Below are 15,964 nucleotides of genomic sequence, written 5' to 3'. Positions count from 1 at the left end.
CGTCATATTAGCCGGGCGCCGTTCGCCTGCCTATTGCGTCGTCTGGGCACGCTGAACCTGCGCCCTTTCGATAACGCCGCGCGTATCGTTGCGCGCGTCGGCCCATTCGCTGCGCGTCATGCAGACCCTGCGCGTCTGCAGGCGGCTGCCCAGCACCTCTTCCTTGCGGCACACGACCTCGTTCGGGTCGGTGCCCTTCTTGCCGGCGACCGCCTTTGGCTTCGCGGTCGCCGCGCCGGCCGGCGCGGGATCGGCCGCCAGCGTGGCGGCGGGTATCGCCGCGCAAGCGAGCAGCGCGGCAAGCGGTATCAATCGAATTTTAGACATCAATGGAGCCTTCAAATCATTGCATAACGCTACTTTATGCTTTCCTCTGCGACCGGCCAAGTCTTTTCCATCATCGCGGCGGCGCGACGTCGAAGGCCATCGTCAGGCGCTCGCCGTCGCCGAACGGCCGCGTCCCGTGCCATAGCCACGATGGGAACAGCACCAGCCGCCCGGGCACGGGCTCGACCAGCTGCGTCGCGGGCAGCGGCAACCCCAGCGCCGCATCGGGTTCGCCCAGCGCCAGCCATCCGGCATCGGGGGCGTCGTCCGGGCGGCGGGACGGCACTGCGACATAGAGCGCCGAACTGATCCAGCCCTGCGGATGGACATGGTTGGCATGATAACCGCCGCCCCGCAGCCGCACCGACCAGCTGCCGGCAAAGCGCGGGCGCCGGTCGCGGCGCGGCGCCAGCAGCGGGTGACCGGCATCGCGCGGCGGCAATCCGGAAACATAGGTTTCGACCGCCGCGACGATCGCGGTGCGCAGCGCGCGGATGACCGGATCGACCCGTGCGAAGAGCGGCCCGTCGGTCTGGGTGCCGCCGCGGACCGACTGGTCGAGATATTCGCCGCCGGCGACGTGCAGCGAGCGCAGATGCGACGCCAGATCGTCCAGCGGAGGCAGGCGATCGCGAAGGTCGAACCGCCGCACCAACCGGGGATCGCCGACGAGCCAGTCATGGCGCGGATCGCCCGCCAACCGCCATGCCAGCGCCGCATAGGGCCAGATCGCGGCGCGCCGGGGTCCGCCCGCTTCGATTTCACGATCGATCAGCGCATCGGCCTCCCCCGCCCGCCCCGTCCGCAGCAGGTGACGCACGCGCCACAGGTTGAGCGCGGGGCCCGTCGCATCGTCGGAAATGGCCGCGAACAGGCGGTCGGCCCGCCCGGTATCGCCCAGTTCGGCGGCGGCGATCGCGGCATGGCCGGCGACGTCGGCGGCCGATACCCCGGCCCTTTCGGCCCGCGCCGCCGCTTCGGCGAGCGCCGCATAATCCTCGCGGCGCAGCGAAAGGTCGAGCAAGCCATGCCACAATGCGAGCGAGCCGGGCTCCCGCACCAGCGCCCGTTCGAACGAAGCGCTTGCCTCGGCGGGCCGTCCCATCAGGGCGCGGAGTTGCGCAAGCTGGAGATGCCCCGCGATCCACAGCGGCACCTGCGCGACGATCGCAGCGAGCGCGGCTTCGGCTTCTTCGCCGCGTCCCGCCGCCCAGCGCGCCGCCGCGAGGCCGGTCAGGATATCGCTGCTCGGCGGTCCCAGCCGCTCGGCCGTTTCGAACAGCGCCACCGCATCGAGCCCCGCCTCCATCGCAATGCGCGCGCGGCCGTGCGCGATGCCCGCGTCGGCGGGCGCCAGCCGCGCTGCCGCAGCGAAGGCATCGAGCGCCGCCTGATGCGCGTCGAGCGCGCGGTGCAGCAGCCCGGCCCATTGCCAGAGCCGCGCCGATCGCGCTCGGTCCGCCGCCACCATGACCCAGGGCAGCGCCGCTTCCTCTTCGCCTTCATCAAGCGCCAGGCTGGCGAGCTCGCCGATGTCGTCGGCGCCGGCCTGTCCGGCGCGAACCGATGCCAGCCGGCGCGCGAAACTCACATGCTCTCCGGCACATTGCCCGCGTCGCTCGCGATCAGCGCAGCGACCGCCTCGCGCTCGGCGGATCCAAGGTCGGGGTGCCAAAGATCGAAAATGAAGACGACACGCAGCCGGTCGCTGGGGTTCATCGCCTCATGCTCGATCGTGTCGTCGAACACGAACGCCTCGCCGCGCCGCCAGTCGCGCGTTTCCGCGCCGACGCGGAACCAGCAACCCTCGGGCACGATCAGCGGCAGGTGGCAGACGAGCCGCGCATTATTATAGCCGACGTGCGGCGGGATGGCGGTCCCGGGCGCGAGCAGCGAGAACATCGCATTGGGCGACGCGCCGGCAATTTTGGGCTGTCCCAGCCCGTCGAGCAACGCCAGCGTATCGGGACAATGCCGCGCATTGGCCTCGATCCGCCGGCCCCCGCGCAGCAGATGGATCGCGGTCCAGTCGGGATTGTGGTTGAGCGCGCGCCACTGGTCGAGCGGCTGGTGCGCCGCATATTGGACGTAGGGCACCAGTTCGGTGCGTTCGGCGGCCATCACCGCAACCAGTTCGGCGGCGATGGTTTCGGTCGCCGCCTCGATCCCGGCGAGCCAGGGAAACAGGCTGCGCGGATGGAATTCGCGCTCGCGCAGGCCCGGAAAATGAAAATGCGTCGGTTCGCTATGATAGGGCCGCGTCCGGCGCAGCGCATTGCTGCGGAACCGCTCGATCCGCGCACGCGCCTCCGCATCGGCGCGGCTTTCGGCATCGGCCATCCGCTCGGCCCAGCGCGCCTCGCGCGCGTCGAGCCAGTGCGCGTGCCGCCGTTCGCCTTCGGCCAGCACCGCCGCCAGTTGGGGCGGCAGCGCCTCCCGGGGTTTCTGGGCGATGGCATGGCCCCAGGCTTCGCCGGCCTGCGGGTCGCCCGTCTGGTCGAGCAGGCTCGCCCGCATCGTCAGCGCCATGAAGTCGAGCGGCGCGAGCGCGAGCGCACGGTGCACGGCATCGAGCGCGACGCGCGGGTGTCCGCGGGCGCGATGGGCACCCGCCAGCCGCAGCATGATCGCGATATCGCCGTCGCCGATCGCCGCCGCCGCTTCGAGCAAGGTCGCCGCGCCGCCGAAATCCTGTGCCGCGAGCGCGCGGTCGGCGTCGGCGAGCAGCGCGGCGCGATCGCGCGTCACATGTCGTACCCGAATTTTTCGGCCCATGGGCGCAGCACCGGAAGGATCGGTTCGAGATGGCGGCGATACCCCTCCCATCGCCCGGCCGCGCGCTTGTAGATCGGTTCGACGACCTGCGCATAGCTGGCGGTGGTGATCAGCCCGCGCGCCTTGGCGGTGGTCCGGTGGTCGAGCGCATCGGCATGCCATTCGAGCCCGAGGAAATCGAACAGCGGCCGCACCTCGGTCTCTACATCCTCGACCAGCCGTTCATAGACGATCGTGTGGACGTTCAGCGCGAACAGCGACCGCGCCCGTTCCCAATGCTGGAAGGTCAGATCATAAAATTCGGCCGCATCCTCGAGCCGCAGGAAATTCGACATCGCATCGTTGAGCCGGAAATTGCTCATGAAGCAGCTGAGCAGCACGTCGCACGGATGGCGGAGCGCGAGGATGAAGCGCGCTTCCGGGAATAATCGCTGGATCAGCACCGCCTTCGACAGGAACAGCGGCGATTTGTCGATCAGCATTCGCGCGGGATCGAACGGTGCGGGCGCGACCTTGGCCACCTCGTCGAAATAAAGGTGCCGCGCATCGTCGACCGCCGCAGCGTCGAGCTCCGGGATGTTCGTCATCCCGCCGATATGCTTGTCGACATTGTTCAGCGGCGGCTGCTCTTCGAGCACCGTCGTTCCGGGGTGGCCCATCAATATCGTGTCGAGCAGCGTCGTTCCCGAGCGCGGAAAGCCCAGCAGAAACACGGGATCGGACCGTCCGGCCCCTTCGCGCGCGTCGGGCCAGCTCGCCGTCCATTCAGGCGTCAGCAGGTCGAGTTCGCCGCGCAATTTTTCGCGCAGCGCCGCAGCCCGCTCCAGCGGCTGCGTCGGCGACGTCATATGCAGACGGGTGGTCGCACTGAAAGCCTCGAACGCCTCGTCGACACGGCCCAGCCGGTCGAGCAACTGGCCGCGCAAATGGGTGGCGCGTTCGGCTTCCATGTCGGCGGGCACCAGATCCAGGCTCGCGAGCGCCTCGTCGAAGCGCTTGGCGCGCCGCAGTTCGAACGCGCGCATGAAGGCGAGCGCCCCGTCGTCCAGACCATGGGCTTCGGCCATCGCGATCAGCGGCGCAAATTCCTCTTCGCGATTGCTATGCTCATATTGAACCGTCAGCCCCAGATAGGCATCGGTCAGCGACGGGTCGGCGGCGATCGCCTTGCGGAAGGCCTGCTCGGCCTCTGCGGTACGGTGCAGAAGCCCGCATTCGACCCCGAATTTCAGCTGGAGATTGGCATTGTCCGGGTCGAGCGCGACGGCGCCCTCGATCGCCGCCATCGCCTCATCCTGCCGTCCCTCCTTCTTGTACTGGACATAGAGTTCATGAAGGGCGCGGGCATCGCCCGGAAATTCCTCGACCGTGCGCTTGAGCAGCGCCTCGGCCTCCTCATCGCGCCCGACCGACCGCCACGCGACCGCCAGGTTGAGCCGCGTCGGCGGTGCGAGCGAATTGAGCGCCATCGCGCGTTCGAGTGCAACGACGCTGCCCTCCAGGTCGCCGGTCGCCGACCGTGCGTTGCCCAGATTGTTCCAGCTTTCGAAATCGTCGGGGGCGCCGGTGACGACCTGCTCATAGGCTTCGACGGCGTCGGGAAAGCGTTCGAGCGATTGCGAAATGAAACCGCGATAGCGCGCCACCCGCAAGGTCGAATCCGCGCGCGCAAGATCCCGCGTCGCGACGTCGAACGCCTGAGCAAGCTCGCCCGTGTCGATCAGCACCGCGATCAGGTTGCAGGCGATCGTCGCATCGGATGGCCGCCCCCGATGCGCCGTTGCGAGATGACGCGCCGCGCCCGCAAGGTCGCCCGACCGCGCCAGCAGCATGCCGAGAAACGCGTTGAGCGCTACCCCGTCGCCGCCGGTCGCCAAGGCGCCTTCGGCAATCGCGCGCGCGCGTTCGATTTCGCCCGCCTGGGCAGCACCGACGGCCTGCTTCAGCACGTCGGCGGTTCGGGAATCGAGCATGGGCACTAGGGTCCGTACGCCATTGCAGCGTCGTCGAGGCGCCCAAATGGCGAACAACTCGGGCCGAAAGACGCGCCGCGAGGGCTGGTTGCCCTTGCAAGCGGCTTTCGGGCCGAGATGGAAGCCATTTGGGCGCCCCCCCCATTTAAACGGAGGGGGGATTTGATCAAAATGGCCCAGTGCTTCGTCGAGAAGTCTCGAAATATTGACATATGTCTTCGCCTTCTCTCCTCGCACTGAGCCATTTTGCTTCAAACCTCGACGACGCAGTAATGGAGTACGGACCCTAGTCAGGTCAAAGAAAAAGGGGCGACCGGTCCGAAGACCCGCCGCCCCTTCTTAAGGATAAAAGCCGAAGCTTAGAAGTCCAGCGACACGCCCGCGAAGATATAGCGGCCGAGGGCGTCATAGCCCGCCGGATAGGTGTTGCCGTTGCACGGACCGGTCGGGCACAGGTTCGTGCCGTCGACGCCGGCGTTGCCCGACGTCACCAGCGGCGGCTGCTTGTCGAGGATGTTGTTAACGCCCAGGCGGAAGGTATAATTGTCCGACACGGCGAAAGTGGTCGCCAGATCGAAGTAGTTATACGCCTTCAGACGCTCGCCCGGGTTGAACCGAGCGTCGCTGTGCAGCGACTGGCTGTCGCTGAGCGTTTCGGCCTTGACCTTGCCGACATAGCGCCATTGCAGCGAAATGCCGACACCGTTCGCCATCTGGAAGGTCGTGCGCAGCTTGTGGCGCCATTTCGGCAGCATCGCGCCGCCCGCCGTCGTACCGCCCGACGAGCAGACCGGGCCGTAGTAGCCGGCGCAGTCGTAAGGGTCGGTGATCCCGTTATCGACACTATATTCGTCGAGATAGGTGCCATTGAAGCTGAACGACAGCGTCCCGGCACTGCCGATCTCGTGGTTATAGCCGGCGCCGATTTCGAGCCCCTTGGTGCGAAGCTTGCCGAGGTTCGACGGCGTATTGTCGACATAGCCATCGGGCGTCAGCCAGAGCGACCCTGCCGCATCACGGTTGATCAAGCCGCACGAAAAGGGCGTGAACGTCGCAGTGGCATTCAGCGAACAATCTTTCAGGATTGCATCCTGTGCCGGCGGCTGGATCGCGTCCTTCAGCTTGATGTCGAACCAGTCGACGGTCAGCGAGAAGCGCGGCAGGAAGCTCGGTTGCAGCACGACGCCGAAGGTCTTCGTCGTCGCCGTTTCGGGCTTCAGGTCCGGGTTGCCACCAAGCAGGCCGTTATACTGGCCGGCCGGGTTTTCGGCCGTGCCCTGGCCCACGATGAACCCCTGCGCGAGACAGCCATAGTCGGTCGCGGTGATCGGGGCGCCGGAGCACGGATCGCTCGCACCGTTGAGACCGACGGTCGGGGTCGCGAACAGTTCCTGGATGTTCGGTGCGCGAACTGCACGGTTGTACGAACCGCGGAACCGGATGTCGCGGATCGGTGCCAGTTCGAGCTGCAGCTTGAAGGTATCGGTATCATATTTCCGGTCGGCGCTCGTCCGGTAATAGGATTTGCGATAGCCGCCGCTGAAGGTCAGGTCATAGATGAAATTGTCCTGGACCAGCGGAATCTGCGTTTCGGCGAAGAATTCATAAACCCGGAAGCTGCCCGACAGCGGCAGCGTCGCGCCACCCTGCCCGGTCAGGTCACCCGTCGCGAACGCTTCGTCGGTCTTGAGCTCGAGCGACTCCTTGCGCCATTCGAAGCCGAAGTTGACCCCGACGCCATCGTCCGCCCACGGCGTCTTGAAGCCATATTCGCCGAGCTGACCGGTCAGCGAGGCGTTGAAGACCTGCTCCGACGTGTAACCCTTCTGGAAGCCGGTGGCCGACAGATAGGCGATCGATTCGGGGCTGGCTCCGCCGGCGCCGTTGAAGATGTCGTATGGAATGCAGTTCGGATCGCTGCCGTCGATGACCGACCGGCAGACGATATTGCCGTTGGCGACGCCGTTGCGCACCATACCCTCATCGACGACATTCAGCGCCCGGCCCAGCCGCGCCGCCGAGAATTCGTTCGAATAGACCTGACTGTAGTTCGAACGGCCATATTGATAATAGGTGTCGTACGACCAGGCCTTGCCGAGATCGCCCTTCGTCCCGATCACCGCGCGGTAATTGGTGTGCTGAAGGTCGCTCGTGCGCGGGCCGCCTTCGACGTTGCGGCGCAGTACCTGCATGAACGCCTGATTATAGGTGTTGCCGAGCGAATCGGTGAACACCAGTGCATCGGCGCCGGGATTCGGGTTGTAACCGGCCCCGATCGCGGTCGGGAAGTTGCCGATATAGCCATTGATCAGGTTGTAGTAGTTGGTGCTGCCCACCGGGCCGCAGATGACGTTCCGCTGCACATCCGACATCAGCGCATTGTCGCAGTTGACGGTCAGCGTGTTGCCGAAGTTGCCCGACGGCGCGATCTGGGCAACCGTGCGGTCGTCCATGAACATGAATTCGAGATAGGGCTTGATCGATTCATTGATCTCGTAGTTCGCGAACAGGCCGGCCGTATAGCGTTCGTCCGGACGCTGGAAATGATTGGTCGGCGCGAAATTGTAACGCGTCGTGGTGTTCTCGAAGCCGCGGCCCGGCATGAACGTGTAAGCCGTCGACGTAAAGCCGGGGATGACCTCTCCAGCATTGTTCCGCTTCGGAACAAAGACCAGCGCCGTGCCCGACGAGTTGGTCAGCGAGCCGCCGCAGTTCGGGGCGCCGCCGCCGGTATTCTGGATCGTACAGGCGCTATAGTCGCGGCGGGACTGGAGCACCTCCTTCGCCTTGCGATAGCCGGCATAGGCGACGATGTGGCCGCGGCCGTCGTCGAACGCGGCGCCGAAGGTCGCGGTGACGTCGATCGTGCCGCCATCGACGACGCTGCCGCGCGGATAGCCGAAGCCGCGCGCATCGAGCAGCGGCGGCGTCAGCTTGTTGCGGTTATTATGCTGATAGACGCTGTACTGGCCGTCGAGGCGGAAACCGGTGAAGTCGGTGTCCATGACGAAGTTGACGACGCCCGCGACCGCGTCGGCACCATAGGTCGCCGAAGCGCCGCCGGTCAGGACCTGGACGTTCTTGAGCAGCGCGGCGGGAATCATGTTGATGTCGGCGGCCGAACCGCTTCCGGGGCTCGGATCGCCCGGCAGCAGGCGGCGGCCGTTGACGAGGCTGAGCGTGCGGGTGGTGCCGAGGCCGCGAAGGTCGACCGACGCGGTACCGTCGGCGCCATTGGCGAGGCCCGAAGCCTGGCTGGCGAAAACCGACGGCAGCGAGTTCAGCATGTCCTCGACGCGCGTCGTGCCCTGCAGCTTGAGGTCTTCGTTGGTCACCACGGTGATCGGCGCGGCGCCTTCCAGATTGGCCTGCGGAATACGCGAGCCGGTGACGACGATAGTTTCTTCGGCAGCAGCCCCGTCGTCGACGGCATCCTGCGCCATCGCGGGGTGCGCGAACGCGACGAGCCCCATGCCGAGCACGAGCGGCGCGGCGCCGAGTTTCAGTTTCGAAATGTGGGTGGTTTTCACAGTGCAGTCCCTTGCTACTGAGTTACGACATACCCAGGCCCCGCCAAGGTGAGTTTCAGCCTGCATGCTGGGGCCCCGATTGCGAGGGGATGAGCCGTTGTTCATGTTGAGTAAAGGAAATTTCCCGGCCGGCTTGACGTTTCGCGGGCCATTGTGGCGCATTTGCAACAACCTTCGCGCACGCCTCTCTCACCGCCGCCAATCAAAAAAAGAGGGCGGCTGAATCAGCCGCCCTCCTTCATTTTGTGCTTCGCTGCCCGGTTCACCGCGCAGCTTCGGCGACTTCGATCAGAAGTTCGCCTTGATGCCGGCATAGAACGACCGTCCGAAGACATCGTAATAGGCAGGGATGGTGTCCAGCGCCTGCGTGCCGGCGGTGCCCGTCGGGAAGAACGGCGGGCTGTTGTCGAACAGGTTGTTCACACCGAAGTAGAACTCATACTGCTTGTTGACGTTGTAGCTCAGGCGAATATCGCTGTAGCTCTGCGCCGGAATATCGGGGAAGCCCGCTTCCTTGACACCCACGGCTGCTTCCGTCTTCGGAATGTAGCGGAAGTGGTAGTTGAACGCGAAATCATCAAGCTTGTAGTTGAAGTTCAGCGTGCCCTGCCACGTCGGCCAACCCTGGTCGGAGGTCGAACCGCCGATGGTGCCGTCATACTTGACCGGATCCTGGCCCGGGATGGCGACCTTCGTTGCCTTGTCGTAGATCGTCGCCACACCCTGCAGGTTGATGCGTCCGCCGCCGACGTTGAAGGCATAGCGCGCATCGACGTCGATACCCTTGACCCGCAGCGTCGCCACGTTGAGCAGTTGGTCGTTCACGGATTCGAGCACATAGTTCGCACCCGGAACCGCCGGATCCGTACCGCGCGTCAACTGGTCGCAGAACAGCCGGTCGGTCGTGTCGTAGCACAGGTCAGCCTGTTCCTGGCGACCCACGGTCGAGATCAGATCCTTGATCTTGATGTCGAAGCGGTCGACGGTCAGCGAGAAGCCGGGCAGGAAGGTCGGCCGGAGCGCGACACCATAGGTCAGCGTCGTCGCCTTTTCCGGCTCGAGATCCGCGTTACCGCCAACGAAGCCCTGAACGCCCTGCTCCACCGTCAGCGGCGGATCATAGTTGGCGGGGATGCCATCGGCGGCGCAGTTCGCGGCGCGCGTCGCATTGGCATTGCGGCGCGCCGCAGTGCAGGGATCGTTGACCGTACCGAAGGTCTGGCCGATGCCCGACAGATCGCTCGGAACCGGGGCGCGAACAGAGCGGCTGCGCATCACGCGGAAGCTTACACCGTCAACGGGTTCCCAGGTGCCGCCATATTTCCACGTTTCGTAATTCTTGCCGCGATTGGGATCCGAAATACGGAACGCGCCTTCGATCGTCAGACGCTTGGCGAACGCCATATCCGACAGGACCGGCAGAACTGCCTCGACATAGGCTTCCTTGACCGTCGACTTGACGAAGTCGACGTCGCCGATCTGGTTGCCGGTGGTCAGGCCGCCTTCGATCGCGTCGTCATAGTCGAGGAAGCCCGAGAAGCTGCGATATTCGGCACCCAGCGCGATGCTGACCGGACCGCCGGGCAGATCGAACAGTTCACCCGTCACATAGGCGTTCGCATCGTGCAGGACGCTGCGGCCCTGCTGACCAGCCGAGACGACGAGATAATCCTTCATTTCCTGCGTATAGGGAGCGAAGGGATTGATCGCGACGCAGCCCGCGGCGCGTGCGCCGGCGTCCATGCAGCGATAGCCGCCGGGGTTGGCGGGATCCGCCTCGACGCGCAGACCGTAATAGAGGCGATCGGTGCCAACGAGACCCTCGGTCTTGCTGTTCAGCGAGGTACGGCCATAGACATAGCTGACTTCCCAGTGCCAGTTGCGGTCCTTGAGCAGCTCGAAGTCGCCGTTCAGGCCGGCGACGATGCGCACGGTCTGACGCTCGTTGGTCGAGCCGCGCTCACCCAGGTCCTGGAAACGCTGCCACCAGGTGATGCCATTGGCGATCTGGTCCGGCGTATAGGCCGCCTTCACCGCGTCGGGCAGGAAGGGATTGTCGTAAGGAATCGTCGCTTCGAGCACGCCGCCGAACAGGTTGGTATCCGAAGAGAACGGCGCCGCTTCGAACAGGCCCGTGGTCGTCGAGCGGCCATAGCTCGCTTCCATGAAGACGTTGACCGAATCACTGACCGCATATTCGGCCTCGGCCGAGAACATCATGCGCTTCGTCGGAATGGCGAGCGTACGGCGCGCATTACGGTTATATCCGTCGATCGGAACCGAGAACTGGACGAAGTCGCCATTGCGGTTGGTGAAGCTGCCGTCGCCGGCGAAGAAACGGCCACCCAACGGCACGCCCGAATATACTGCGGGACCACGGCGCGGTCCAACTTCGGGATCGGTCCAGGCGAAATCCTGCGCGCAGAGATAGCGCGACGAACAGCCAACGAAACCCTGATAGTCATATTCGGCGGTCACCAGGATGTGACCACGATCGGCAAGCTTCGAACCGAACATCAGGTAAGCGCTCGGGTTCTTGTTGTCGCCGCGCTGCGAAATGCCGTAGCTGGCGCCTACCTCGAGACCTTCGAAATCCTTCTTGGTGATGATGTTGATCACGCCGGCAACGGCGTCCGAGCCGTAGATGGCCGAAGCGCCGCCGGTCAGGACCTGCACTTCCTTGATATTCGCGGTCGTCAGCGTGTTGAAATCGACGTAGGTGTCGGTCGGGCTGCCGCCCGGCACGCGGCGACCGTTGATCAGGACGAGCGAACGGTTGGCGCCGAGGTTGCGCAGGTTGACGAGGTTCAGGCCCGAATCAGCCGAACCCGAGAAGGTCGACTGCGTACGCGACGCGCCGAACGACGGGGCGAACTGGGGGTTCTGCGCCGCGATGTCGGCGAAGTTCTTGAGCCCCTGCTGGTCAAGCTGGGCTTCACCCAGAACCGCGACGGGGGCGCTGTTTTCCAGATCCGGGCGCGCGATGCGCGAACCGGTGACGACGATCGTTTCGCCCGAAGCGGCATCATCGTCTGCGGCGGTGTCCTGCGCGAACGCAGGGGCGGAAATCAGGGCCGCGCCAAGCACGAGGGGCGCGACGCCGATTTTCAGTTTAGAGAATTGAGATTTCACAGAGCAGTCCCTTGCTACCGGATGAGTGAATACGGGGACGTGCCGCGCAGATGCCATGCATCTGCGCAAAAAATGCGCCCCGATGGGTCGCGAAATGAGACCTCTCTCATCGGGAGTAAAGAAGATTTGCCCGGCTGTATGACGTTTCGAAGACTATAGTGATGGATTTGCAACACATTGGAAACATCGCGAAATTCTCTGTCGCCAGTTGGGCCGTTCCGCGAAATTTTGTTTCATCGGATACGATTTCAACCGAAATGGCGGTGATCAATTCCCCATCGGTCCCGCGAGTTTTCCGGGGTCGAGACGCGCGTCGCGCCATTTGAGGCCCCAATGCATGTGCGGGCCCGTGGCGCGGCCGGTGCGGCCGACCGTCCCCAGCTGCTGCCCCTGGACCACGCGGTCGCCGACCTTCACGTCGAGCCGCTGGCAATGGAGGAAGGCGCTGTTCAAACCCATGCCATGATCGACGATCAGCAGATTGCCCTCGAGCGTGAAGGGCGCGGCGGCGGCGAGGACGACGACGCCGTCGGCGGGGGCGACGAAGGGTGTCCCCGCCGGCACCGCGACGTCGGTACCGCCATGATAGCTACCGGGCTTGCCCTGATAGACGCGCTGCGATCCGAAGAAGCCCGACAGGCGCCCGGTCACCGGCCAGCGAAAGCGTTGCCGCCAGCCGTCCGACGCATGATCGACGCGACGCGCCTCGGCGATCTGGGCCAGTTCGGCGGGGCGGCGGCGTTCGAATTCGGCGTCGCTCGACGCGCTGCCGCGATAGGGTGCATTGATATTTTCAATCCGCCAGCTACCGGCGGCGACGGGAAGGAAGCGCTCGACCGCGCGGCCGTCGGCGAGCGTCGCGACGAGGCGCTGGCCGGTTTCGGCGTCGCGGTCGAATGCGATGAGGAAGCTGCCGTCGGCGGCGACCGGCACCGCCTTGCCGTCCAGCGTCAGCGTCCGGGTATCGCCCGGCACCTGGCCGATCAGCACTCCGCCCTGTTCGGCGGCGCCGCGCAGGACGAAATCATGGCGCACCGGCGCGCGCGGCGGGGCCGGGGTTGGGGCCGGAGACGAAGGGACCGGCGCCGGGCTGGCGGCGGGCGGCGGCGATGGCGCGGGTGTGTCGGCGGGCGGAACGCAGCTCGCGGTGACGAGGAGCAGGGGCAAGGCGGCCGTGCAACGGGCGCGGTACGTCCGGCCGCTCATGCGCTGCGGATATCGTCCAGCGCTGCCTGCACCGAGATCGCGGCGGTGGCATAGGGTTCCTGCCGCGCCACCGACCAATAGCGCAATTCTTCGAGCCCGATCGCCGCGCCGGTCACCGCGCACAGCACATGGTCGCCCGGCGACACGATGCGAAAGCCATTGGGCCCGTACTGGAGCGTGGCGAGGCGGTTGCGGCTGGCGATCAGCATGATTCGGGATCCATATGGCAGGCGGGTTAGCCTCCGACTATAACAGCATCGCGTCTTGCGGCCACCCCCGGACGATTCAGAAGAGCTCACCCTGCCCTCGCCCCGGCGATGCCGCTGGCGGTTTGCGCGCCGGTTTGGGCGCGTCCGGCGGCGATGATGATGAAGGCGGCGGCAGCAGATCGCCGTCGCTGATCTGCACCGGCACCTCGCCATCGGCGAACTGCAGCCGCAAATGCCCCGCACCGCGCGCCTTGCCGGCGGTCGTCACGATCGCGCCGCCGCTATCACGCACCATCGCATAGCCGCGCGACAACAAGGCGCGCGGATCGAGGCTGCCCAGCAGCCGCCCCAGCCCTTCGATCAAGGCGCGGTCGCGATCCCAGCGGCGCGCGAGCAGGGCGGGGCGCAGCGCCGCACCGCGCGTCGCCAGCCGTTCCGATATCACCGCGAGCCGGTGGCGCTGCGCGCGATCGAGCCGGTCGCCATGATCGTCGAGCCGCTGGCGCTGCGGCGCATAGAGCGCCTCGCGGCGCGGCAGATGACGCGCGAGCGCGACCAGCCGCTCGCTGCCCAGCGCATGATGCCGGTTCGCGGCGCCGATGATCCGTCCGCCCCATGTCGCAAGCTGCGCGGTGAGCTCGGCACGCACCGGTACCGCCATTTCGGCGGCGGCGGTCGGGGTCGGCGCGCGCACGTCGGCGGCATGGTCGGCGAGGGTAACATCGGTCTCGTGCCCCACCGCGCTGATCGTCGGAATCCGGCAGTCGGCGATCGCGCGCACCACAATCTCTTCGTTGAACGCCCACAGATCCTCGATCGAGCCGCCGCCGCGCGCGACGATGACCAGGTCGGGGCGCGGCACCGGCCCGCCCGGACGGATCGCGTCGAAACCGCGCACGGCATTGGCTACCTGCGCCGCGGCGCCGTCGCCCTGCACCAGCACCGGCCAGACGATAACATGCGTCGGACAGCGATCGGCGAGGCGGTGGAGAATGTCGCGAATCACCGCGCCGGTCGGCGAGGTGACGACCCCGATCGTGCGCGGCAGCACGGGCAGGCGCTGTTTACGCTCGCGGTCGAACAGCCCCTCGGCGCCGAGCCGCGCCTTCAGCTTTTCGAACAACAGCATCAACGCGCCCTCGCCCGCGACCTCGAGCGTGTCGACGACCAGCTGATATTTGGAGCGGCCGGGGTAAGTGGTGAGCTTGCCGGTCGCGATCACCTCGATCCCGTCTTCGGGCCGGAAGGCGAGCCGCCCCGCCTGCCCCTTCCACATCACCATGTCGATCAGCGCATTATCGTCTTTGAGCGCCGCATAGAAATGCCCCGACGCGGCGCGTTTCGCGCCCGACAGCTCGCCGCGCACGCGCACGCGCGCAAAGCCGTCCTCGACCGTGCGCTTGATCGCCGCCGACAATTGGCTGACCGACAGCGGCGGAACATTGTCGCCGGGCGCCGCCTCGGCTAACAGCCGCGCTTCGGTGCCATCGTCGGACGCCGGATCGGGAAAAGGGACAGACATGAATATCCTGCTGGTGGGCTCGGGGGGCCGCGAACATGCGCTCAGCTGGCAGTTGGCACAATCGCCAAGCTGCGCCAAGCTCTATGCCGCACCGGGCAACCCCGGCATCGAAGCCCACGCCGAATGCGTCGCTATCGCCGCCGACGATCTGGATGACCTGATCGCCTTCGTGAAGGCGCATGCGATCGATTTCGTCGTCGTCGGCCCCGAAGCGCCGCTCGTCGCGGGTCTTGCCGACCGCTTGCGCGAGATCGGCATCCCCACCTTCGGCCCCAGCGCCGCCGCGGCGCGGCTCGAAGGATCGAAAGGCTTCACCAAGGATCTGTGCGCGCGCGCCTCGATCCCGACCGCCGCCTATGTCCGCTGCACCAGCGCCGAAGAAGCGCGCGCGGTGCTCGAAGGCTTTGCGATCCCCGTCGTGATCAAGGCCGACGGCCTCGCCGCGGGCAAGGGCGTGATCATCGCCGAGACGCCGGAAGAGGCCGAAGCCGCGATCGACGACATGTTCGATGGCGCCTTCGGCAGCGCGGGCGCCGAAGTGGTGATCGAGGAATTTATGACCGGCGAGGAAGCGAGCTTCTTCGCGCTCTCCGACGGCACCGACGTCATCGCTTTCGGCAGCGCGCAGGATCACAAGCGCGTCGGCGACGGCGATGTCGGGCCGAACACCGGCGGCATGGGCGCGTACAGCCCCGCGCCGGTTTTGACCGCGGACCTCGAAGCGCAGGTCATGGACCGCATCATCCGGCCGACAGTGGCAACGCTCGCCGCCGAAGGCACGCCCTATGTCGGCGTCCTCTTCGCCGGGCTGATGCTCACCGACGCGGGGCCGAAGCTGATCGAATATAATTGCCGCTTCGGCGACCCCGAATGCCAGGTGCTGATGATGCGCTATGCCGGCGATCTCGCCGCGCTGCTTCATGCGGCGGCGACCGGCAAACTCGCGGACGCCGCGCCGCCGGCCTTTGCCAGCGATTATGCGTTGACGGTGGTGATGGCGGCGAACGGCTATCCCGCGACCCCCGAAAAAGGCGGCGTCATTCGCGGGATCGCAGCGGCCGAGACCGGCGGCGTCCGGGTCTTCCACGCCGGGACCGCACGCGCCGATGGCGTGATCGTCGCGGCAGGCGGGCGCGTGCTCAATGTCACCGCGACCGGCCGCACCGTGACCGAGGCGCAGGCGCGCGCCTATGCCGCGGTCGACAGGCTCGATTTCGCCACCGGCTTCTGCCGCCGCGACATCGGCTGGCGCGAGGTCGCGCGCGAGGCCGAATAGGCCGCGCTGGACGC

General features: G+C 66.2%; 10 protein-coding genes. 1 reads left to right on the top strand and 9 read right to left on the bottom strand.

Annotation, left to right across the window (positions count from 1 at the left end):
• Nucleotides 1-30 precede the first annotated feature (30 nt).
• The 9 genes from FHR22_RS21530 to xseA form a co-directional block, all read right to left on the bottom strand.
• Nucleotides 31-327, bottom strand: a complete 297-nt coding sequence (locus tag FHR22_RS21530; RefSeq protein WP_166946194.1) for a hypothetical protein — start codon at nucleotides 325-327, stop codon at nucleotides 31-33.
• A 70-nt stretch (nucleotides 328-397) separates the two neighbouring features.
• The gene (locus FHR22_RS21525; RefSeq protein WP_341787206.1) at nucleotides 398-1,918 is read right to left on the bottom strand and encodes a putative 2OG-Fe(II) oxygenase; all 1,521 of its coding nucleotides are present in this window, start codon (nucleotides 1,916-1,918) and stop codon (nucleotides 398-400) included.
• Nucleotides 1,915-3,075, bottom strand: coding sequence for an aspartyl/asparaginyl beta-hydroxylase domain-containing protein (locus FHR22_RS21520; protein WP_341787204.1), 1,161 nt, complete (start codon nucleotides 3,073-3,075; stop codon nucleotides 1,915-1,917). The genes FHR22_RS21525 and FHR22_RS21520 overlap by 4 nt, the downstream gene beginning before the upstream one ends.
• The gene (locus FHR22_RS21515; RefSeq protein ID WP_166946190.1) at nucleotides 3,072-5,075 is read right to left on the bottom strand and encodes a tetratricopeptide repeat-containing sulfotransferase family protein; all 2,004 of its coding nucleotides are present in this window, start codon (nucleotides 5,073-5,075) and stop codon (nucleotides 3,072-3,074) included. Before FHR22_RS21515 ends, FHR22_RS21520 begins: the two co-directional genes overlap by 4 nt.
• Before the next feature lie 359 nt (nucleotides 5,076-5,434).
• Nucleotides 5,435-8,605 (bottom strand): TonB-dependent receptor domain-containing protein, encoded by a 3,171-nt coding sequence (locus tag FHR22_RS21510; RefSeq protein WP_341787202.1) that lies wholly within the window; start codon nucleotides 8,603-8,605, stop codon nucleotides 5,435-5,437.
• 288 nt (nucleotides 8,606-8,893) lie between these two features.
• Entirely contained in the window at nucleotides 8,894-11,737 is a 2,844-nt protein-coding gene (locus FHR22_RS21505; RefSeq protein ID WP_166946186.1) for a TonB-dependent receptor domain-containing protein, read from the bottom strand.
• A gap of 267 nt (nucleotides 11,738-12,004) precedes the next feature.
• On the bottom strand, nucleotides 12,005-12,943 hold the full coding sequence (locus tag FHR22_RS21500; RefSeq protein ID WP_166946184.1) for a M23 family metallopeptidase: 939 nt from the start codon (nucleotides 12,941-12,943) through the stop codon (nucleotides 12,005-12,007).
• A complete protein-coding gene (locus tag FHR22_RS21495; protein ID WP_166946182.1) occupies nucleotides 12,940-13,152 on the bottom strand; it encodes a DUF2093 domain-containing protein in 213 nt (70 codons plus the stop codon). The genes FHR22_RS21500 and FHR22_RS21495 overlap by 4 nt, the downstream gene beginning before the upstream one ends.
• 76 nt (nucleotides 13,153-13,228) lie before the next feature.
• Nucleotides 13,229-14,674: an exodeoxyribonuclease VII large subunit gene (gene xseA / locus FHR22_RS21490; protein WP_166946180.1), complete on the bottom strand. Its 1,446-nt coding sequence runs from the start codon at nucleotides 14,672-14,674 to the stop codon at nucleotides 13,229-13,231.
• Here xseA and purD point away from each other — a divergent pair.
• Entirely contained in the window at nucleotides 14,673-15,950 is a 1,278-nt protein-coding gene (gene purD / locus FHR22_RS21485) for a phosphoribosylamine--glycine ligase (protein WP_166946178.1), read from the top strand. The genes xseA and purD overlap by 2 nt on opposite strands.
• Nucleotides 15,951-15,964: the final 14 nt, after the last annotated feature.

Source organism: Sphingopyxis panaciterrae (assembly GCF_011762125.1).
In the GTDB taxonomy this organism is placed as follows: Bacteria; Pseudomonadota; Alphaproteobacteria; order Sphingomonadales; family Sphingomonadaceae; genus Sphingopyxis; species Sphingopyxis panaciterrae.
The sequence above is the reverse complement of the archived record's forward strand: the minus strand, read 5'-3'. Positions and strand labels throughout refer to the sequence as shown.